Source organism: Bacillus sp. HMA207 (genome assembly GCF_003402455.1).
In the GTDB taxonomy this organism is placed as follows: domain Bacteria; phylum Bacillota; class Bacilli; order Bacillales; family Bacillaceae_G; genus Bacillus_A; species Bacillus_A cereus.
Genome location: NZ_BEZT01000001.1, coordinates 2,600,947 through 2,621,938, shown reverse-complemented (window position 1 = coordinate 2,621,938; position 20,992 = coordinate 2,600,947). Strand labels below are relative to the sequence as shown.

Here is a 20,992-nt window from a genome sequence, read left to right as displayed (position 1 = left end):
ACGAGTTTTTTGTGTTTTAAAAAATAAGGAGGTTGTATCATGGATTATAAAATGCAGTTTGCGGAAAGTTTATCTAATATTTTCACGAATGAATTAACGCAAAAACAAATTTTAGATTTAATTGAAACACCGAAACAAGATGAATTTGGAGATGCAGCGTTCCCATGCTTTTCATTAGCGAAGCAATATAAAAAAGCACCAGCTCTTATCGCAAAGGAAGTTGCTGAGAAATTCAATGATCCGTTTTTTACGAAAGTAGAAGCCGTTGGTCCTTATGTAAATGTATTTTTCAATCGTGAAACTGTAAGTGATGCAGTATTAAAAACAGTTTTAGCGGAGAAAGAAGAGTTCGGTCAAAACCACTTTGGCTGTGAAAAAACAGTAGTAATTGATTATTCCTCTCCTAATATCGCGAAACCTTTTTCGATGGGGCATTTACGTTCTACAATGATAGGAAATTCGCTGAAACATATCGCTGAAAAATGTGGCTATGAAGTTGTAGGGATTAATTATATAGGAGATTGGGGAACACAGTTTGGAAAGTTAATTACGGCTTATAAAAAATGGGGAAATGAAGCAGTAGTTAAAGAAGATCCAATACGTGAGCTATTTAAGTTATATGTCCAATTCCATGAAGAGGTAAAAGACGACGAAGAACTAGAAGAAGAAGGACGTGCTTGGTTTAAGAAACTAGAAGAAGGTGATGAAGAAGCGGTAGAACTTTGGAATTGGTTTCGTCATGAGTCCCTTAAAGAATTTTCTCGCATTTATGAACTTCTCGGCGTAGAATTTACTAATTTTCAGGGAGAAGCATTTTATAATAATTTAATGGAAGATTTTATTGGGATTTTAGAAGAACATGAGTTGCTTGAACAATCAGAAGGTGCATTAGTCGTTAATTTAGAAGAAGAAGGAATGCCGCCTTGTTTAATTAGAAAATCAGATGGTGCGACGATTTATGCAACGCGTGACTTAACGGCAGCTTTATATCGTCAAAACACTTATGGGTTTGATAAAGCGCTATATGTTGTTGGTCCAGAACAAAGCTTACATTTCAATCAATTTTTCACCGTATTAAAAAAACTTGGCTATACTTGGGTTGATGGTATGGAACACGTACCGTTTGGCTTCATTTTAAAAGATGGTAAGAAAATGTCGACACGTAAAGGAAGAGTTATTTTACTTGAAGAAGTACTCGAAGAAGCAATCGAACTTGCAAAACAAAATATTGAAGAGAAAAATCCAAACTTAAAACAGAAAGAAGAAGTAGCAAAGCAAGTCGGTGTTGGTGCAGTCATCTTCCACGATTTAAAAAATGAGCGTATGCATAATATCGAATTCTCATTAGAAAATATGCTGAAATTTGAAGGAGAAACAGGACCTTACGTACAGTACACACATGCACGTGCTTGTTCTATTTTAAGAAAAGAAAGTGTAGAATTTGAAACATGTACATTTGCTTTAAAAGACGATCATAGCTGGAGTGTCGTAAAATTACTAAATAAATTCCCGCAAATAATTGAAGCAGCTTTCAATAAAAATGAGCCATCGATTATTTCGAAATATATATTAGATGTAGCACAATCATTCAATAAATATTACGGTAATGTTCGTATATTAGAAGAGAGCAAAGAAAAAGACAGCAGACTCGCATTGGTTTATGCTGTGACGGTTGTATTAAAAGAAGGATTACGTTTACTTGGGGTGGAGGCACCTGAGGAAATGTAACATAGTAGTAAACTGACAAACTGGGTCTAGTATAAACCTGGTTTGTTTTTTTATTGGATATATATTTTTTTTGCAAAATCAATTAAAATCTTTTTAGAGAGGGTGATTCATATTGATTCGAACTTTTATTTTACAAATTCCTTGTCATAGAAGATTAGATAGGAGTTTTTTTAAACTACAAAAGTACATACCTTTATGTGCGCGTTGTACAGGCATGCTTATTGGTATTTTAATGTTTCCAATTTATTTTTATATGACACCTTCATTTCTTTTGGCAATCATACTATCATTTTTCGCTCAAATTCCGTTACTTATCGATGGGTTCACCCAAAAGTGGAAATGGAGAAGTAGCTCAAATTTGCTAAGAATAACTACTGGTGTATTAAGCGGTAATGGTATGGGATTATTCATTTCCTCTAGTGTTATATGGATATTATCTTAAGATATATAGTAATGGAGGTATTTACATAGATGTTCTGGATTTACTTAATTCTAATTTTTATTTCAGGCGGAAGTGGAATTGGTTTTATGATTCAAAATAAGTATACAGAAGCAATAATAGCTTTTGTTATTTGTATACTATTGTTTGGGCTACTGTATTATTATCTTAAAAGAAACAAAAGAAAGAGAAAAGCAGATTGTGACGATTTAGACTGTACGGATTGTTTTGATTGTGATTGTACTTGTTAAATTTTTCTTCCAAATAAAAAGCTAGTGTATTATTAAAAATACACTAGCTTTTTTGCTTTGAAATTTTAAGAAAAGTGTAGGAATACGGCTATTATATAGAGAACTTTAGTTTTGTATATAAAAGGAGGCGTTAGATGTTGGAAACGTATGATTGGAACAATAAACTAACATATTTAAAAAACACGAGAGATTTATATTACAACGACGATTATGTAAGCTTTTTAGTAAATACAGTTTGGAAGATTACTAAGCCTGTACATATCGTTGATTACGGTTGTGGATATGGTTATTTAGGATTAGTATTAATGCCATTACTCCCAGAAGGTTCAAAGTATACAGGTATTGATAGTGGAGAAACATTATTAGCTGAAGCCAGAGAGTTGTTTCGTTTACTTCCGTATGATTCAGAATTTCTTGAAGGAGATGCTACAGAAATTGAACTGAACGATAAATACGATATAGCAATCTGTCATGCTTTCTTATTACATATGACTACTCCAGAAACAATGCTAGAAAAAATGATACATTCAGTTAAAAAGGGTGGGAAAATAATCTGTTTTGAACCACATTGGATTTCTAATATGGCTTCTTATTTACTAGATGGGGAGAAACAATCGGAATTTATTCAGCTAGGTGTTTTGCAGAAATTATTTGAAAGTGATACGCAAAGAAATGGTAAAGATGGCAATATAGGCATGAAAATACCGATATATTTAAGTGAATTAGGTGTGAAAAATATTGAATGTAGAGTAAGCGATAAAGTGAACTTTTTAGATTCAAATATGCATCACAATGATAAAAACGATTTGTATCAATCATTAAAAGAAGAGGGGATTGCAGGTGATCCGGGTGATAAGCAACAATTTGTAGAACGTTTAATAGCCAGAGGATTAACATATGATAATGCGCTAGCTCAATATGAAGCTGAACTACGATTTTTTAACATATTTCATGTGTATTCTTCTTTTGTATACGCTCCCAATATGAAAATTACATTTGGTGACATAGTTTGTTAAAAGGTATGATGTATAAGGATTGTCGTTTAATGTCGATAAATCGATATTCGACATATAATCGCTGATAAATGTTAAGAATCGGTCGATATAATTTGAAAATCGCCGATAAAATGAAAGAATCGCTGATATATTTGAATTATCGCCGATATAATTTTATGTACTAATTTCAGCTTCTACAAGATAAAAACCGCATGTTACGTTATTCCATATAATTAAACAAAATACGGAGAAAAACAATCGTTTTTACTATATTTTGTTATAAATTTGAATAATATTAATTAATACCATCCATTTTAAGAGATTTTAGTTGAATACATACTATATGGTGTGTAAAATCTAAGCAAGTAGCAGTTTAAATATAAATTCGAGGTGAATGCATGCTAGATTTTAAGCAATTAGAAACTTGTTTAAAAGACAAGAGATTTGTAGATGGATTACAGGAAATAAATAATGAAATTGCATATATAAAAGAAACGAATACTTTATCCTATGTGAAGAATTGGCTTGCCAATATTCCTTCGCATAAGGAGTTCGATATATTAATTCGCCTTACTGATGAAGGGCTTATGCACCAATACAGTTCATTCCTCATTCGTTACGCTTATAAAAAATTCCCAAATATGAGAACGCTCTCTTTATATTGTGATGAGTTAATTGATGAGCGGAAAATTCTTGAAGCAGAGCAGTTGTTAAAATCTTCTTTAGAAGAGTTAAGTAAAGAAGAAATAGATGCAGATTTTTTAGCGAAAACATATTTTACGTTAGTACGATGTCTTTTAGAAATGAAACGAAACGAAGAAGCGTTAATGTATATGCAAAAAGCAGAGGAGTACAGTGCGCGCGCAGTGTTTGATAAATGGGGCTACGTTTATATGCATACAGGTGAATGGGAGAAAGCGGAAGAACAATTTATTGCTGGCATGCAGCATGAAGATTGTGAAGAGTTATCTACCTATTTATTATCACAATTGTATGCGAATAAAGGAGAACAAAAACGCGCGATACAGTTAATCGATGATGCGATTGTAAAATTCCCACAAGTACCATATTTTCATTTTGAGAAGATAAAGTATTTATTAGATTTAGAGCAATATGAAGAGATGTTAGCGGTAATAGATAACATAAATACTCAGCTGCCATATCATGCCTATAATACTTACTTTGTACATTTACGTGCAGAAGCACTGTACAAAATGAATAAATTTGCAGATTTACAAAAACTATTAAAAGAAGAAAAGAGTTTAAAAGAATCTTTATATCATAATTTAGAAAAAAATCCGGATGGAAAAAAGGTTCACTTGCCGATAGTTCCAATTGTACAAAAGGATAATTATTGTGTTCCGACAAGTTTAGAGATGATGTTGCGTATATGGGGAGAGAAACGTACACAAGATGAAATAGCAGAGTTTATTTTTGATATGACAGGATCGAAGTTTTCAGATACTGTTTCTTATTTAGAAGAATTAGGTTATGAATATCGTTATTTTAAAGGGAACGAAGAGAATTATAAGAGACTGATTGACGAAGGAATTCCTGTTTTATTAAGTATAGATATTGAGCATGCTTCACACGTACAAGTTCTATCTGGATATGATGATACATTGCAAGCTTTCTATGTTCAAGATCCAAACTTTATAGAACCAGTTCTTGTGGAATATAGTAAATTACAAGAAAAATATCGTTATACAGGCTGTTTAGCAATCACGTTTGTTCCGAAAGAAAAGAAGGAGCAACTAGCGTTTCTAAGTGAGGAAGAAAATCGTTACTTTAAATCTATTTTTTCTCTTACGGATCATTTAGATGAACATGACAAAGAGGGAATTAGTAACTTAGTACAATTTTTAAAAGAAACGAGTGATAATCCAAATACGTGGTTATATACGATAAAGCACTTAGATGTTGAAGTAGATAAAAAATTTATTTTATATTGTATCGATAAGTTAATGGAAAAGTTTCCGAACTCGGACTTTGTTAAATTGCATGGTGCACAATGTTTTATTCGTTTTCAAGAAGTAGAGAAAGCGGAGCAAATGCTGACAAGCGTTGAGAAGAAAAATAATCGTGCTTTATATCATTTAATAAACGGAAGATATGCGTTTGAACAGGAAAGTTATCTAGAAGCGATTTCAAGCTTTCGTTTATCGTTACAATTAGACGCAGATCAGCCTATTGCTTGGAGTTTTCTCGCTTTATCCTATATGTATATTGATCAATCTGAAAAAGCATTGCAATACTCTCAAGTTGCATTAGAGCGTAGTCCTGAAAGGTTCACTTTAACAAATCACGGTTTAATATTAATAGATTTAGAAAGATATGAAGAAGCATATGAAATCTTTAATGACTTGTTAAAAGAGTATAAATATGAAGCGCATGTATGGTATGAACGAGCGAGATGTGCACATCAACTAGGGAAATTATATTTAGCAATAAAAGGGCTTAAAGTAGCGATTCATTTGGATAGTAATGCACCTTACATTTATACGAAACTTTCGGAAATATACGAATCTGATTTGAAGGATGAGGAAAGTGCGAAAGAAATTTTATTAAACGGTATTGAGAATTGTGATGATAAAGCACCTCTTTACGTAAAATTAGGTGATTATCATTTTCAAAATGATAGCTTGGAAGAAGCAGAAGTATTGTATAAGCGTGCTTTAGAAGAAAATGATGAGGATGTTTATTCTCACTTCGGACTTACACAAGTTTATATGGCAAGAGAACAATATAAGGAAGCAAAAGAATATATACTTGGTCTTGAGAAGCAAATTGAAAAGAGCCAAGATTTCCTCATGAATGCAGGAATGGTTTTATGGGATGCTGAAATTGAACTTGGTGGAAATGAAGAAGGGTTTAAAGTAGCACTATCTAAGTTAGAAAATGGTATAAAGAAAAGTGATTATAATGTAGTAAGTGCGTTAGATGAATATGTGAATCGAATTAAAGGAACGGAATTTGTACAACGAGGTATAGCATTTTTAAGAACGTTACACAAAGAAAGAAATGAAGTAAGTGAGTACGGTTGTTATGCAGGTATTTTATATGAATCTATTGGACAGTACGGCCAAGCGATGAAAAGATATAATAAGGCGATAGAACAAATGGAAACGGCATTACCGTATTACCGAATTGGTGAAACACTTATGGCATTAGGGCAATTGACGGAAGCAAAACAAGCGTATGAAACATGTTTAGAGCTTGATGGGAATTTCGTAGGTGTACATTTACAGCTTGCGGAAATATACGAAAAAGAAGAAAACCGTTCTAAAGAACAAAGTCATATGGTTCAGGCGATGAAAGAAGAGCCGTTGCATATTAATATGGAATATTTAGCACAGCTTTCAGTAGATATGAATCTTCAGGAAGAATTGCTGACTGAACTAGAACAATTAGCGGACGAAGTACCTGAAATATGGCGTTTAGATGCGATTGCGTATGTGTACGGAGCGATGAATGAAATAGATAAAGAACAAGCACAGGTTGAATACGCACTACAATTAGATGGTGAGCATATAGAAGTTCTATATCATTATGCAAAAGTATTAGTGAAAAAAAGAAATGTAAAAGCAATTGAAGTTGCAATGAAAGTAATACAAAAAGATTTTGATAATGAACGTATATTTGATGTTTATGTAAAAGCAGTAGAGCAACATAAAAAATTGTCTAACATACGAGATTTTCTTCATACGTTAAAGGTGAAAAAAGCAGAAAGGAGTACAGCATTCATGTATGCTGCAGCTGCGGTTACGGAAATATGGATTGAACGCCAGCTGCATGAACAGCCAAAACGATCTATCATTACGAGAGCTTTTTATCGTATGAAAAATCGTGCGAAAGAAATTTCAATGGTTACTATGATAATTGATTTATATGAAATCTCTTTAAAGTTAAATCCGAAAAATAGTATGGCAGCACAGCGATTTGCGCTATTTTATGAGAATGTAGAGATGAATAAAGAAGCAATAGAGATTCTGCACACGTCACTAGAAAATAAATGGGATTATGACGTAGCGAAGCAACTTGTAAATCTTTTCGTTGAGTGCGAGGAAGAAGATATGTTAAGAGATGCTTTGGAATTAACGAAACAAATGGTTCGAGAACTACCAGATGATTATGATACTCTTCTTCTGCAAGCACAAGTATTCTTTAAAGCAGGGGAAGAAAGAAAAGCAGAAAAGATTATCTTACAATTAACAGAGCAAACACCGTTTGTAAGTAGAGCATTTCTTGCTTTAGGAGAAATATATCAAAGTCAAGAAAGGTTTGAAGAGGCAATTCATGTATTAGAAAATGCTTCTATACATCATCCAAATGAAACAGCAATTCTTCTTTCTTTAGCATCTTCATATCATGGTGCCGGCCAAACGATACAGGCAGAAAAAATAACAAATGAAGTATTAATAATTGACGCGAGTGATTTGTTAGCAAGATATGATCGTGCTTGTTATTTAGCGCAGTTAAATAGAAATGAAGAGGCGAAGGAAGAGCTTGAATTTGTCCTTCGTGAGGATGAATCGGGATTCTTTGCTGAACTTATTGAGGATGATGAAAATTTAGCAGCATTGCGAGAATTTGAAAAGTAATTGTATAAGAATAGGGAAAAAAGATAAGGATATATTTTGAATTAGTTGACAATTAGTTGCTAAATGGCATAAAATAACTTTTAACAAAGTATACAAATCTGAAGACGAGAAAGAGTAAAATAGTGAGCTGTTCTCCAGAGAGCCGGTATATTGCTGAAAGCCGGTGTGCAGACGTTATTTGAAAATCATCTCCGAGGAGCCGAGGCTGAAAGTAAGTAAGCCCGGACGGATGTCTACCGTTACAAAGAACACGTATGATAGTACGTTGCTAAGTGCTATTAGTGAAAATGCTAATAGAATTAGGGTGGTATCGCGGGTAAACCCGTCCCTACTTTATAGGGACGGGTTTTTTGTGTGCTTTAAAATATTCAAAGGAGTGATTGTATATGGAAAAAGTAGATGTAAAAGAATCAGCTGTAGGAAGAGAAATGCGAATTCGCAAACAGTGGAACGAACAAAATATTTTCGAACAATCAATTCAGAATCGAGAAGGCGCACAGTCTTTCGTATTTTATGAAGGACCACCAACGGCGAACGGACTACCGCATGTAGGTCATGCACTTGGACGAACAATTAAAGATTTAGTAGCAAGATATAAAACGATGGCTGGTTATAAAGTGTTAAGAAAAGCGGGATGGGATACACATGGTTTACCTGTAGAATTAGGCGTTGAGAAGCAACTTGGTATTTCTGGTAAACATGAGATCGAAGAATATGGTATTGAACCATTTATTCAAAAGTGTAAAGAGAGTGTTTTCACATATGAGAAGCAGTGGCGTGAATTCACTGAAAGTATTGGTTATTGGGTAGATATGGATGATCCATATGTAACTTTAAAGAATCCATATATCGAAAGTGTATGGCATATTTTGGGGACAATCCATGAAAAAGGATTGTTATATAAAGGACATAGAGTTTCACCATACTGCCCAAGCTGCCAAACCTCATTGAGCTCACATGAGGTTGCACAAGGGTATAAAACAGTAAAAGATTTAAGTGCAACTGTGAAGTTTAAAGTGAAAGATAGTGAAAATGAGTATTTCTTAGGTTGGACCACAACACCTTGGACACTTCCAGCAAACGTTGCGCTTGCTGTCCATCCAAATATGGAATACGTTAAAGCAAAACAAGAAAGTCATGTATACATTGTTGCGAAAGAACGTGTACAAGAAGTATTAAAAGAGAACTATGAAGTATTATCTGTTCATAAAGGCGAAGAATTATTAAACACATCTTATACAGCGCCATTTCCGATGAAAGAAGTTACAAATGGTTACCGCGTTATTGCAGCAGATTTTGTAACGGGAGATAGTGGTACAGGACTTGTTCATATTGCTCCAGCATATGGAGAGGACGATTATAGAGTTGTTCAAAGTGAAGGATTGTCATTCTTGCACGTTGTAGATGAAAAAGGTGAGTATACAGAGGCAGTACCATTTTTGAAAGGGAAATTTGTAAAAGATTGTGACGTGGATATCGTTCGTTATTTAGCGAAGGAAGGTTTACTGTATCATAAAGAAAAATATGAACATAGCTATCCGCATTGCTGGCGTTGTGATTCACCACTACTTTATTATGCAGGAGAAAGTTGGTTAATCCGAACAACTGCAATTAAAGATACATTTTTACAAAATAATGATTCTGTTACTTGGTATCCGGATCATATGAAACATGGGCGCTTTGGTAAGTTTTTAGAAAATATGGTGGACTGGAATATTAGCCGAAATAGATATTGGGGAACGCCATTAAACGTGTGGGAATGTGAAAGTTGTGATCATCAGTTCGCACCGAAAAGCATTGCCGAATTAAGAAAGCATAGTACGAAAGAAACACCAGAAGATTTGGAATTGCATAAGCCTTATGTAGATGAAGTGCAAGTGTGCTGCGGGAAATGCGGAGGCACAATGAATCGTACACCAGAAGTGATTGATGTTTGGTTTGATAGTGGTTCTATGCCATTTGCACAATATCATTACCCATTTGAAAATAAAGAGTTATTTGAAGAGCAGTTTCCAGCGGATGTTATTGCTGAAGGAATTGATCAAACACGCGGCTGGTTTTATAGTTTATTAGCAGTATCAGCACTATATACGGGAAAAGTACCGTATAAACGAGTGTTATCACTAGGGCATGTTTTAGATGAAGAAGGGCAGAAAATGTCTAAAAGCAAAGGAAATGCACTAGATCCAGTTGATTTAGTAGATAAATTTGGTGCAGATGCGCTAAGATGGGCTTTACTTGTTGATAGTGCCCCGTGGAATGCGAAGCGTTTTTCTGAGAGAACAGTACTGGAAGCGAAATCTAAATTTGTAGATACATTAGTCAATGTGTATAGCTTCTACGTTTTATATGCAAATTTAGATGAATATAATCCGAAAGAAACGTATGATGTAAAGCTTACAAAATTAGACGAATGGGTATTATCAAGATTGCATAGTACAACGAAAAAAGTGAGAACTGCACTTGATGATTATCAATTTACGAATGCAGCTCGTGAAATTGCAGCACTTGTAGATGAAGTGAGTAACTGGTATGTAAGACGCTCACGTAATCGTTTCTGGGAATCTGGTATGAACGCTGAGAAAGCAGCTGCGTATGAGACACTTCATGAAGTGCTTGTAACAATTAGTAAATTAATTGCACCATTTACACCGTTTGTCGCGGAAGACATTCATCTAAATTTAGAAGGAGGCAGCGTTCATTTAGCTGATTATCCAGTTGTAAATGAATCACTACTTCAACCGAAATTAGAAGCGGAAATGGATGCTGTTTTACAAGTTGTTGAACTTGGAAGAAGTAACCGTAATCAGCATTCTTTAAAAGTAAAACAGCCGCTAGCAGAACTTGTATTACTTGAGCATAACGAGAATGATATGGATTGGGAATCTTATCGTGATATCGTTATGGATGAGTTAAATGTAAAAGCATTCCATGTTGAACTCGATGAAACAAAATACACATCATATCAATTGAAGCTTAATTTTAAAACAGCGGGGCCGAAATTCGGTAAAAATGTGAATGCAGTGAATGGTTGGCTAAAACAATTATCACAAGAAGAAGTACAAAACTTTGTATCAACAGGAAGAGCAGTTTACGAAGCAACACCAGGAGAAGAAGTAGTTGTAACTGCTGAAGATGTGTTAGTTGAGAAAGTTGCAAAATCAGGATTCTCTAATACGACTAACGGACAATATACGGTTATGTTAGATACGAATGTAACGGAAGAATTGTTGCAAGAAGGAGTAGCGCGTGAATTCATTCGTGCGGTTCAAGAATATCGTAAACAGTTGAATTTACCAGTTAATTTACGAGTGGATGTTATTCTTGATACAGAAGTAGAGCTACAGCGAACGTTAACGAACCATAAAGATTTATTGGAAGAAAACTTACTCGTTAAACAATTTACATTTGGTCACTTAACGAACGAAGATGATGAACTTTCTTTAGGTGAAACGAAAGTTCGAATTAAATTAAGCGCGGCTCATTAAAGGAGAAGGAAGTTGGAATGATTCCAACTTCCTTTTTGTATGATGGAAATTTATCCGGCTAATTTCCTCATAATCCATTCGATAGGACCTCTAGAAAATTTCTTTCTCCATAACACACTAATTAAAATGCTGAAAATGAAAAATGCAGTAGCAAATAATAAAACGAATAGTAGTGATTGATTTTCCATTCTATTTAATAGAATTAATGTCCCAATACCGATAAATACATGACTGACATAATGAGTTAATGTTAATTGTCCTGTTTGTACAATGGAAGTGACAAACCAATTATTTCTATATTTTTCAGCGATATAGAGGCAAATGATTAATATAGCAATAGAGGATCCTGTAGCAGATAAAATATATAATACATTTGGTAAGATGGGTCCTGTATTAAATAAAAATGTGGCGGCCTCTCTGCCGATGTATGGAATAAAAAAGTGTGTAAGTCCTTTTGATAAAAGTTCTGTCAATATTGTGATTGTAATACCGAGTAAGAGTAATCTTTTTTTTATTTTTTTATTATGAAGATCTAACCTGCCAATTAACATACCGATTAAGAAGAACGAGAACCAAGGGAAAATAGGGTGATAGCCATTAAAGAATAAGTTGCGAAGAAAACCCTTTATTGTCCAGAAGTCTACATAATTTATAAATGGAGTTGGACCTACCCAACCCTCGAAAGTATTGAAAGTAAGCTGAAGAGATTGTGCGAACAATAAAATAATGATAGAAAGAAAAAGTAATAGTTTTTTGCGTACTGTCATGAGTAATGCAGCAACGAAAAGGTAAACACCATAGTAGTGTAATATATCCCCAGTCCACTCCATTACATATAGTAGTAATCCTAAAATAAATAAGAAAAGTGATCGTTTCCATATGGTCTTTCGGCTATTAGAAATTTTTATTTGTTCATTGCTAGCAACGGCTGACCTAGTCATTAAAGTTATACCGATGCCAGCAAGTATAACAAACAAAGCAGAGGCTCTACCTTCAAATAGTGACATGAAGGTTATTAAAAAAGGGGGACCATTTCCTTCTGCACCTGTTATCACCATGAAATTAACAAGTAGCATACCAAACATCGCCCAAGCTCTAGCCAAATCTAAGCCGATAATGCGTTTTTTTATATTCACTTCAACCCCTTCTTTCAAAAATGTTATTTACAGCTTCAATCCAAATTTGTTTATAATCTATCTTTGCATCAATCATCATAAAATTTCCGATATTATCAAGCACTAATGCTAACATATGAGCTTTTGAAACTAGATTTTTATTTTCAATTAATTGAAGTTCATTTGCTTTTGTAAGGAGTACTTCAAATCCATGTAAATATTCTGTTTGCACAGTTAGTAATCGATCTTTGTACATCTTGTTTCTTGAAGATAGTAATACATATTCTTGTAGCACTCGGTTAAAATAAGGGTCGTTTCGCTGTTCATCAATTATTTTAAGGCCAATTGCAATACATTTTTCAATAAAATTTGATTTTGTAAACTCTTCTGTATGGAAATACGAAGAGAACTGCATAGCTTTACATAATTCAGTAAAAATACATTCAATTAAAGCATCTTTAGACTTAAAGTAGTAATATATAGATGGTTTTGCGATACCAACCTCCTCACCAATCATTGTATAAGTTGTTTTAACAATACCGTACGTAGCAAAAAGGCGATAACTTGCTTCCATTATTGAAGAGAGTGTTTCTTCACTTTTACTCATATAGATCCTCCTAAAAAAAGGTTATTTAAATCGTATCATTTACAAGTGATTTTTTCAACCTACCGTTAGGTAAAAAATAGCCTATTTTTTTAAACAGTAATATGAAAAGCTTTAGGGATAAGGAATGGATTTAGAAATTTCTTTCTAAAGTATTGTGTTCACTTTACACATAAATATTGAGAAAATTTCACTTACCCTAAATGGAAAGGTAATAGAAGTGTTCATAGAGAATTACTCGTAGATTCAATTTTTATCCATCCGTTTTGCGGGGAATCATTGCCTAGTGGTAATGGGATAAGGTTGAGCTACTTTATTAGGGGGAGTGGTTCTATGTTTAATAAAAAAATGGTGGCAATGGCAATGACTGTGCCGTTAGTAATGGGGACAATTTCTACGGTTTCGGCATTGGAAAAACAACAGCAAGTAAAGTTAGAAGCTTATTCGCCACAGAAAAAAGCAACTGAATATTTAAAAGAAAATGCTGCGCAGTATGGATTGAAAACAGATCTTTCAGACTTGCAATATATTTCTACAACAGAAACGTCAGTAGCTTCATATGTTAGGTTCCAACAAGTTGTTAATGGTGCACCTGTATTTTCAAAACAAATAACAGTTACGCTTAACGGAGAGGGAAAGGGAGTACTCGCTGTTTCTGATTATCAGCCTGTTACAGGTGTGAAGGAAGTAACGACAAAAATTAGTGAAAAAGATGCAATACAAAAATCAATGGCGTATGTTGGAGAAGCAAGTGAGCAAAATTTATGGGCTCCTACAGATAAAGAGTTCGGATATATTGTTGAAGAAGGAATTGCTCGTCCAGTATATAAAGTTGTAGTCCATTCTAATAATCCATTTGGTGCATGGGAAACATTTATTGATGCAGAAAATGGAAAGTTAATTAAAAAGGTTGATATAAACCGAAAAGCTGAAGGGTCAGGAAAAGTATTTTTACCTAACCCAGTCGTATCTAGCGGTAGTAAAGTAGGCTTAAAAGATAATAACGATGCAGATTCAACAGCTCTAACGAACCAACTGAAAACTGTTACGTTAAAAGGTTTAGATGGAACAGGATTTTTAATTGGAGAATATGTAACGATTTCTTCAAAAGCGAAAACAAAATCTACGAATTTACAATTTAACTATACACGCGCAAATGATAGCTTTGAAGATGTTATGTCGTACTATCATATCGACACATTGCAACGTTACATTCAAAGTCTAGGTTTTAAAAATATTAATAACCGTTCGATAAAAGTGAATGTTAATGGTACAACTGATGATAACTCATTCTATTCTCCATCAACAAAAGCTTTGACTTTCGGTACTGGCGGTGTTGATGATGCAGAAGATGCTGGTATTATCGCACATGAATATGGGCATTCGATTCAAGATAACCAAGTTCCTGGCTTTGGTAGTTCAGCAGAAGGTGGAGCGATGGGAGAAGGATTTGGCGACTTCTTAGGTGCTACATATGAAGATGCAGTATCGACTACTGGATATGGTAAAGCATGTGTTGGAGAATGGGATGCGACAGCTTATTCTAGTTCAGATCCAACATGCTTACGCCGATTAGATACGAATAAAGTATATCCGAAAGATATAACGAATGAAGTGCATGATGATGGTGAAATTTGGGCTCAAGGCCAATACGAAATGGCACAAGCTTTTGGCCGTGATGTAGCAACAAAAATCATTTTACAATCACACTGGTCATTAACACCAAACTCTAAATTCAGTGATGGAGCGAAAGCGATTAAGCAAGCGGATGCTCTTTTATATGGCGGACAACATGCTGCTGATATCGATCGCATTTGGGCAGCGAGAGGCATTAGTACGAATTAATATAAAAAGTCGTGGCATTATAAGCCACGACTTTTTAATTTGCTTACGAACTGGTACTAGTAAATAAAGCTATATCAATGATAGTGTGAATATATCCGTATCCCATTTACTTTTTAGCTTCTTTAAAAACAAAATGCTCTTTAAATTTTCTAGATTCAACTTTTTGACCATTTCGCATCGATTGGAATGGGTGTTCTTGCCATGTAATAATAACATCAACTTCATCTGCTTTTGTAGCAACGGGTAAATTAGCGTGTTCAAATCCAGTTTTTCCACTTGCCAAACGACTTTCCTTTAGGGAAAAGAGTTCATATTTCGTTTTCTTATTTGGTTCGTTGCGGAATACTTCGACGTTTACATTATATACTTCACTATTCCCGACATTCTTTACTGAAAAATGATATGTTTGAAATTCATCTTTTTTAGCTTGAAGCATATTCTTGTTTGTTTTTTTCGGTTTATCAATATTCACTTGCCATTGATCAGAGTTTTGAGAGATTGGTAAAGATTTTGGTGAATAGGCATACGTTTCGTTTACTACAATTAAGCAAAACAAAAGGAGAAAGAAACTAATTGCTTTTTGCATATACACACCTCGCTTTAAAATTTTTATTAATATGCGTAAATGAATTAGTTTTTATGTAAAAATTGGAAAATATTAAAGGTGTAATTTTGGATTTAATACATAAGAATATGTATTACAAAATTAACTTTTCACAATTTAGAAGAAGTTAGGAGTTATAAAACCAGAATGTTTCAAAAAAAGCTTGCGTTTTATAAGGTGAGGAGTTAGAATACTCTGTAAATATAAAAAGTGATGATCAGGAAAAGTACATGGTGCAAAGGTCTACAGAGAGCAGCCGATTGCTGGGAAGGTTGCGATACCGCATGATGGAAAGACACCTGTGAGTGTTGCTTTGAACGTGATTATTAGTAAAAGCAAACGGTACCTACCGTTATCAGGGCTAAGATGGTCAATATGACAATTTGGGTGGTACCGCGGAAAAAATCCGTCCCTATTTATAGGGGCGGATTTTTGTATTCTTTGAAAGGGGGTGAGTGACCGTGGATGATGACGATGACAACAATAACGTAAATAAATATAAAATTACTGGAGGGAAAAATAATGGATTCAATAATGAAGCGTTCACTCACAAAAGAATGTACAAAGCAAAGTGGAAAGGTTGTATTACTTCAAGGATGGGTAAAAAAGATTCGACATCTTGGAAATGTTAGTTTTTTATTATTACGGGACAGAACAGGAGTAATTCAATGTGTATTAGAAAATGAATTGGCTGGATATAAAGTTGATGTAGAAAGTGTCGTCCACGTAATTGGTGAAATAGTCGAGACATCGAAAACAGAATTGGGTGTTGAAGTACTTGCTCATGAAGTGAAAGTAATAAACGGTGCAGAGCCACTTCCATTTGAAATAAATAAAAAGAAGTTACAAGTTGGCTTAGATCAACTACTTAATGAGCGAGTAATATCATTAAGGCATGAGCGAACCGCAGCGATTTTTAAAGTGAAATCTACACTCGTTCAGAGCTTTAGTGAATTTCTTATAGAGAACGATTTCACACGGATCTTTACGCCGAAAATTGTTTCGCAAGGGGCAGAAGGAGGAGCAAATGTTTTTAAGCTTCCATACTTCCAAAAAGAAGCTTATTTAGCACAATCACCACAGTTCTATAAGCAAATGATGGTGGCAGGTGGGTTAGAACGAGTTTTTGAAATTGCACCTGTATATAGAGCGGAACATCATAATTCTTCCCGTCATTTGAATGAATATATATCGTTAGACTTAGAGCTTGGTTTTATTCATGATTTTTATGAAGTGATGCAACTAGAAACGGATGTTTTACGATATATGTTTCAAAAAGTAGCGAAAAAATGTGAAATAGAACTACAACTATTACAAATAGAAGTACCTGTTATTACTGAAATACCTAAAATTACATTGTTAGAAGCACAAGAAATTTTGAAAAGTAAGTATCGTAAAGAATCTCCTGTAGGGGATTTAGATACAGAAGGTGAAAAGTTACTAGGGAAATATGTGAAGGAAATATATAATAGTGAATTTGTTTTTATTACGCATTATCCGAAAAAAGCGAGACCGATGTATACGATGCCGAATAAAGAGAATCCAGCTATTACTGATTCATTCGACTTATTATATAAAGGATTAGAAATAACGTCAGGGGCACAGCGAATTCATAATTATGAAATGTTACTCGCTTCGTTTAAAGAAAAAGGATTACACCCAGATAAATTTCAATCTTATTTAAATACATTCCGATACGGTTGTCCACCACATGGAGGTTTCGGAATTGGGTTAGAAAGGGTTGTATATAAACTTTTAGAATTAACAAATGTACGAGAGGCGAGTGCTTTTCCGAGAGATTGTACTCGTCTCATACCGTAAAAAGAATCTTCGCGATTATCGCGAAGATTCTTTTTTTATAGTTCGTTTGAAAAGGTGAAAATATAGATTCTTTCTTTTTCTAATAAGCTTAGTAAAAGTCAGTTGAAATATGAACCATTTCGACAAAAAAATCAATATACCCCTTGACAGTTACAAATATAACCGATATACTTCATATTAATTTCAAAAGAAAATATATTCTAAATATTACAATGTGTTGAATAGGAGTAGTAAGGTCATGTATTTGTGCAGAGAGCTATGGGTTGGTGCGACATAGTCAAATGACATCCTGAACTCGCCTAGGAGCAGTAAGGTGGAACGGAATCACATTCTTAGTAAATCTTAACGGTTAACCTTCGATATTAGGTTTGTAATCAAACGATTACTACTAAGGTGGATTCATAATGGAATCAATAAGGGTGGTACCGCGTTAAGTAAATGGCTTAGCGTCTCTTTATATAGAGATGCTAGGCCATTTTTTTATTATATGGAAGAAGAAATGGAGGGTTTATTTGAATAGGTTTATAAAATTTATTTATTTATATAAAAAGATTTAATTAGGAGGAAAATGAGATGAAACAGACGGAGCAATGGACTTCGAAATTAGGTTTTATAATGGCGGCAGCCGGATCAGCAATTGGACTTGGTGCGATATGGAAGTTCCCTTATATCGCTGGGAAGAGTGGGGGAGGAGCGTTCTTTTTAATATTTATATTATTTACTGTTTTAATTGGACTACCGCTACTTATAGCTGAATTTATGATTGGACGCAGTACGCAGAAACAAGCAGTTGGAGCATTTAAAAGCATCGCACCAAATACAGGATGGCATTGGATTGGACGCCTTGGTGTTGGAACTTGTTTTATACTACTTTCGTTTTATAGTGTTGTAGGTGGATGGGTATTAATTTATTTATTCAGAGGAATAACTGGACAACTGATTACTCCAGGAAAAAATTACGGTACATTATTTACTGAAACAATTGGGAATCCTGCTTGGGCTATTATGGGACATTTCGCTTTTATGTTCATTACGATATGGGTTGTATCAAAGGGTGTACAAAACGGAATTGAAAAAGCAAGTAAATATATGTTGCCAGCATTGTTCGTTTTATTTGTCGCTCTTATTATTCGTTCGTTAACACTTGATGATGCAATGAAAGGTGTGAAGTTTTTCTTACAACCAGATTTCTCAAAGATTACTTCGGAAAGTATTTTGTTCGCAATGGGGCAATCATTCTTTGCAATTAGTATCGGGATTTCAATTATGGTTACGTATAGTTCCTATTTAAATAAAAAAGAAAGTTTACCAAAATCAGCAATAACAATTGTTGGATTGAATTTATTTGTTTCTTTATTTGCGGGTCTTGCCATTTTTCCGGCCGTATTTTCATTAGGAATGGAGCCGACAGAAGGACCTGGATTACTATTTATCGTATTACCATCTGTATTTAGTCAAATCCCATTCGGTGGATTTTTCTTAACAGTATTCCTTGCACTATTTACATTTGCGACATTAACATCGGCATTTTCTCTACTAGAAACTGTTGTTTCAGCATTAGCAAATGGTGAACAAGAAAGAAGAACGAAACTATCATGGATCATTGGTTTCTGTATTTTCTTAGTAGGTATACCATCTGCGTTATCATTTGGAGTATGGAGTGATATTACGATTTTTGGAAAGAATATTTTTGATGCGGTAGACTTTTTATCTAGTAATATATTAATGCCACTTGGAGCACTATTTATTAGTATTTTCGTTTCATTCAAAATGGAGAAGAAGGTACTAGAAGCAGAGTTTTTTGTAGGTGGTAATTATGGAAAGAAAGTATTTACTTGTTGGGCATTTTTACTTCGATTTGTAGCACCACTTGCAATAATTATCGTCTTCTTAAATGTAATAGGGATTATTTAACATTAAATGTTATAATATTCAGTAAAAAAGGGGAGGTGATGATCATAAAGGCAAATTTGATAGAAGCAGGGAGATACATGAATATTAGAGGGAAAAAGCTATACGTTGAAACGCATGGAAATCCTAAAGATAAACCAGTCTTATATTTGCATGGTGGACCAGGAGAGAGTTGCTATGATTTTTCATTTCATCAAGCGGAACGTTTAAAAGATTCTTTATATGTAATGATGATAGATCAAAGGGGTGTTTGTCGCTCAGAAGAAATTACTGAGGATGAAGCTTTTGGATTAAATGATTTAATTGAAGACTGTGAGGAACTAAGAAAAGCATTACAAATTGAAAAGTGGTCTGTAATTGGACATTCTTTCGGTGGCTATTTAGCATTGTTATATGCGTCGATATATCCAAGTTCAATAGAGAAAATAATATTTGAAGGGCCAACTTTCGACTTTGCATTAACAAGTAGAGCTTTGTTACAAAAGACAGGGCATTTATTAAAAAAGCATGAAAAAGAAGAAGTAGCAAAAGAGTGCTTTGCTTATTCATCTAGCTATGCTAGTTCAGAAGAGTTGTTAGAAGCCTATATAAGATTAAGCGCTGAATTAGAAGAAAAAAGAATGGAGATTTACAATTATAAGGAAGATGAGACAGACTATAGTTTATATAGCGATGAAGAGTGGGAAGTATTTTCAAATCGCTCTCAAATTCATTTTGATAGATTAAAATTAGAGGGTGCATGTCATAAATCATTATTATATAAAATAAAAGAAGTACAGAATCCAATGTTATTAATTGTAGGAAAACATGATGTAGTAACGTGTGAAGAACAAATTAAAACATTTAATAAAGATGCCCGAAACGGCAAGTATATCGTATTTGAAGAGAGCGGTCATTCACCTCATTATGAGGAAGCAGATAGGTTTGCAGAAACAGTCATACATTTTTTGAAATGAAGAAAAGGGTGCTTCTATAAATGAGAGGCACCCTTTCTATATTTCTGGATATGTGATTGTGATGTTAGGCCACTTACTTTGCCAATTCTTTTTTATAACTCTGTTTTTGTACATATGTAATCGTTCTTTCGATTCAAGAAAATGAGCTGTTGGTCTCACTTGTAAGGAAAGGACATCTTCAATACCACATGGGGCTGTTAATATGACGTTGTTTAGTTCATCAAGTGTAACTCCTAATGCCGTTGCTGTTTCAGGAAATTTAGAAATAGCATCAACAGAAGAAGAATATGGTGGCATATTATTCACTACATGCATACGAGCTTGATTTTTTACAGACCAAGGGATAGTAGCATCAATATTCATTAATTTCGTTTCTAATGATTGTTCGTATATCTCATCTTGATGTAGACTATCATAATAAATTACATCAACATCAGGCATAGCCGTTTTAGCTTCATAGTCATGTAAAGTATCCCAAATTTTAGAACGAACAAATCCGGCACAAATCCACCAATCAGGTAACTCTAGTGATTTTGCCATTTGTAATACATTCATCATCCATTCGTCGTTTTCTATTAAGCGAATGATATCTTGTTCTGTTTGTATAGTCATTTGTTATCTCACCTGCTTTTTT

At 34.1% G+C, this 20,992-nt stretch carries 14 protein-coding genes and 3 other annotated features; of the genes, 10 read left to right on the top strand and 4 right to left on the bottom strand.

The features are described from left to right. Positions 1 to 39: 39 nt before the first annotated feature. From argS to ileS, 6 genes are all read left to right on the top strand, one after another. Complete coding sequence (gene argS / locus HMAS_RS13555; RefSeq protein ID WP_000384910.1) at positions 40 to 1,728, top strand: arginine--tRNA ligase; 1,689 nt, start codon at positions 40 to 42, stop codon at positions 1,726 to 1,728. A 112-nt stretch (positions 1,729 to 1,840) separates the two neighbouring features. Continuing rightward, positions 1,841 to 2,170: a DUF2085 domain-containing protein gene (locus HMAS_RS13550; protein ID WP_000621475.1), complete on the top strand. Its 330-nt coding sequence runs from the start codon at positions 1,841 to 1,843 to the stop codon at positions 2,168 to 2,170. A 29-nt stretch (positions 2,171 to 2,199) separates the two neighbouring features. After that, the gene (locus tag HMAS_RS13545; protein ID WP_000498601.1) at positions 2,200 to 2,418 is read left to right on the top strand and encodes a hypothetical protein; all 219 of its coding nucleotides are present in this window, start codon (positions 2,200 to 2,202) and stop codon (positions 2,416 to 2,418) included. Positions 2,419 to 2,555: 137 nt separating this feature from the next. Next, positions 2,556 to 3,434, top strand: a complete 879-nt coding sequence (locus tag HMAS_RS13540; RefSeq protein WP_025709739.1) for a class I SAM-dependent methyltransferase — start codon at positions 2,556 to 2,558, stop codon at positions 3,432 to 3,434. Between the two features lie 377 nt (positions 3,435 to 3,811). Continuing rightward, entirely contained in the window at positions 3,812 to 8,014 is a 4,203-nt protein-coding gene (locus tag HMAS_RS13535) for a tetratricopeptide repeat protein (RefSeq protein ID WP_116344875.1), read from the top strand. Positions 8,015 to 8,106: 92 nt separating this feature from the next. Next, positions 8,107 to 8,347 (top strand) — a binding site (T-box leader). Positions 8,348 to 8,400: 53 nt separating this feature from the next. Beyond that, positions 8,401 to 11,502, top strand: a complete 3,102-nt coding sequence (gene ileS / locus HMAS_RS13530) for an isoleucine--tRNA ligase (protein ID WP_016122411.1) — start codon at positions 8,401 to 8,403, stop codon at positions 11,500 to 11,502. A 50-nt stretch (positions 11,503 to 11,552) separates the two neighbouring features. Here ileS and HMAS_RS13525 read toward each other — a convergent pair whose 3' ends face one another. Further along, positions 11,553 to 12,638 carry a DUF418 domain-containing protein gene (locus HMAS_RS13525; RefSeq protein ID WP_001022159.1) on the bottom strand — a complete coding sequence of 362 codons (1,086 nt, stop codon included), beginning with the start codon at positions 12,636 to 12,638 and terminating at the stop codon, positions 11,553 to 11,555. Between the two features lies 1 nt (position 12,639). Then, entirely contained in the window at positions 12,640 to 13,224 is a 585-nt protein-coding gene (locus HMAS_RS13520) for a TetR/AcrR family transcriptional regulator (protein ID WP_000045224.1), read from the bottom strand. Between the two features lie 330 nt (positions 13,225 to 13,554). On the opposite strand from HMAS_RS13520, the gene HMAS_RS13515 reads away from it, so the two are divergent. Next, positions 13,555 to 15,066, top strand: a complete 1,512-nt coding sequence (locus tag HMAS_RS13515) for a M36 family metallopeptidase (protein WP_000482274.1) — start codon at positions 13,555 to 13,557, stop codon at positions 15,064 to 15,066. Positions 15,067 to 15,172: 106 nt separating this feature from the next. On the opposite strand, the gene HMAS_RS13510 is transcribed toward HMAS_RS13515, so the two are convergent. After that, positions 15,173 to 15,652, bottom strand: coding sequence for a hypothetical protein (locus HMAS_RS13510; RefSeq protein WP_001167910.1), 480 nt, complete (start codon positions 15,650 to 15,652; stop codon positions 15,173 to 15,175). Between the two features lie 222 nt (positions 15,653 to 15,874). Continuing rightward, positions 15,875 to 16,087, top strand: a binding site (T-box leader). A gap of 105 nt (positions 16,088 to 16,192) precedes the next feature. On the opposite strand from HMAS_RS13510, the gene aspS reads away from it, so the two are divergent. The 3 genes from aspS (at position 16,193) to HMAS_RS13490 (ending at position 20,358) form a co-directional block, all read left to right on the top strand. After that, the gene (gene aspS, locus HMAS_RS13500; protein WP_048535818.1) at positions 16,193 to 17,491 is read left to right on the top strand and encodes an aspartate--tRNA(Asn) ligase; all 1,299 of its coding nucleotides are present in this window, start codon (positions 16,193 to 16,195) and stop codon (positions 17,489 to 17,491) included. Between the two features lie 208 nt (positions 17,492 to 17,699). Further along, positions 17,700 to 17,948 (top strand) — a binding site (T-box leader). A gap of 116 nt (positions 17,949 to 18,064) precedes the next feature. Continuing rightward, entirely contained in the window at positions 18,065 to 19,405 is a 1,341-nt protein-coding gene (locus tag HMAS_RS13495) for a sodium-dependent transporter (protein ID WP_088867729.1), read from the top strand. Between the two features lie 77 nt (positions 19,406 to 19,482). Beyond that, positions 19,483 to 20,358: an alpha/beta fold hydrolase gene (locus HMAS_RS13490; protein WP_016122414.1), complete on the top strand. Its 876-nt coding sequence runs from the start codon at positions 19,483 to 19,485 to the stop codon at positions 20,356 to 20,358. Between the two features lie 36 nt (positions 20,359 to 20,394). Here HMAS_RS13490 and HMAS_RS13485 read toward each other — a convergent pair whose 3' ends face one another. After that, entirely contained in the window at positions 20,395 to 20,970 is a 576-nt protein-coding gene (locus tag HMAS_RS13485) for a nucleotidyltransferase family protein (protein ID WP_006922721.1), read from the bottom strand. Positions 20,971 to 20,992 lie beyond the last annotated feature (22 nt).

What these genes read in the sequence shown, in the direction of transcription:
- argS (WP_000384910.1), top strand. Translation starts at nt 40, where the DNA reads ATGGATTATAAAATGCAGTTTGCGGAAAGTTTATCTAATATTTTCACG.
- HMAS_RS13545 (WP_000498601.1), top strand. Translation starts at nt 2,200, where the DNA reads ATGTTCTGGATTTACTTAATTCTAATTTTTATTTCAGGCGGAAGTGGA.
- HMAS_RS13535 (WP_116344875.1), top strand. Translation starts at nt 3,812, where the DNA reads ATGCTAGATTTTAAGCAATTAGAAACTTGTTTAAAAGACAAGAGATTT.
- ileS (WP_016122411.1), top strand. Translation starts at nt 8,401, where the DNA reads ATGGAAAAAGTAGATGTAAAAGAATCAGCTGTAGGAAGAGAAATGCGA.
- HMAS_RS13520 (WP_000045224.1), bottom strand. Translation starts at nt 13,224, where the DNA reads ATGAGTAAAAGTGAAGAAACACTCTCTTCAATAATGGAAGCAAGTTAT.
- HMAS_RS13515 (WP_000482274.1), top strand. Translation starts at nt 13,555, where the DNA reads ATGTTTAATAAAAAAATGGTGGCAATGGCAATGACTGTGCCGTTAGTA.
- HMAS_RS13510 (WP_001167910.1), bottom strand. Translation starts at nt 15,652, where the DNA reads ATGCAAAAAGCAATTAGTTTCTTTCTCCTTTTGTTTTGCTTAATTGTA.
- aspS (WP_048535818.1), top strand. Translation starts at nt 16,193, where the DNA reads ATGGATTCAATAATGAAGCGTTCACTCACAAAAGAATGTACAAAGCAA.
- HMAS_RS13495 (WP_088867729.1), top strand. Translation starts at nt 18,065, where the DNA reads ATGAAACAGACGGAGCAATGGACTTCGAAATTAGGTTTTATAATGGCG.
- HMAS_RS13490 (WP_016122414.1), top strand. Translation starts at nt 19,483, where the DNA reads ATGAATATTAGAGGGAAAAAGCTATACGTTGAAACGCATGGAAATCCT.
- HMAS_RS13485 (WP_006922721.1), bottom strand. Translation starts at nt 20,970, where the DNA reads ATGACTATACAAACAGAACAAGATATCATTCGCTTAATAGAAAACGAC.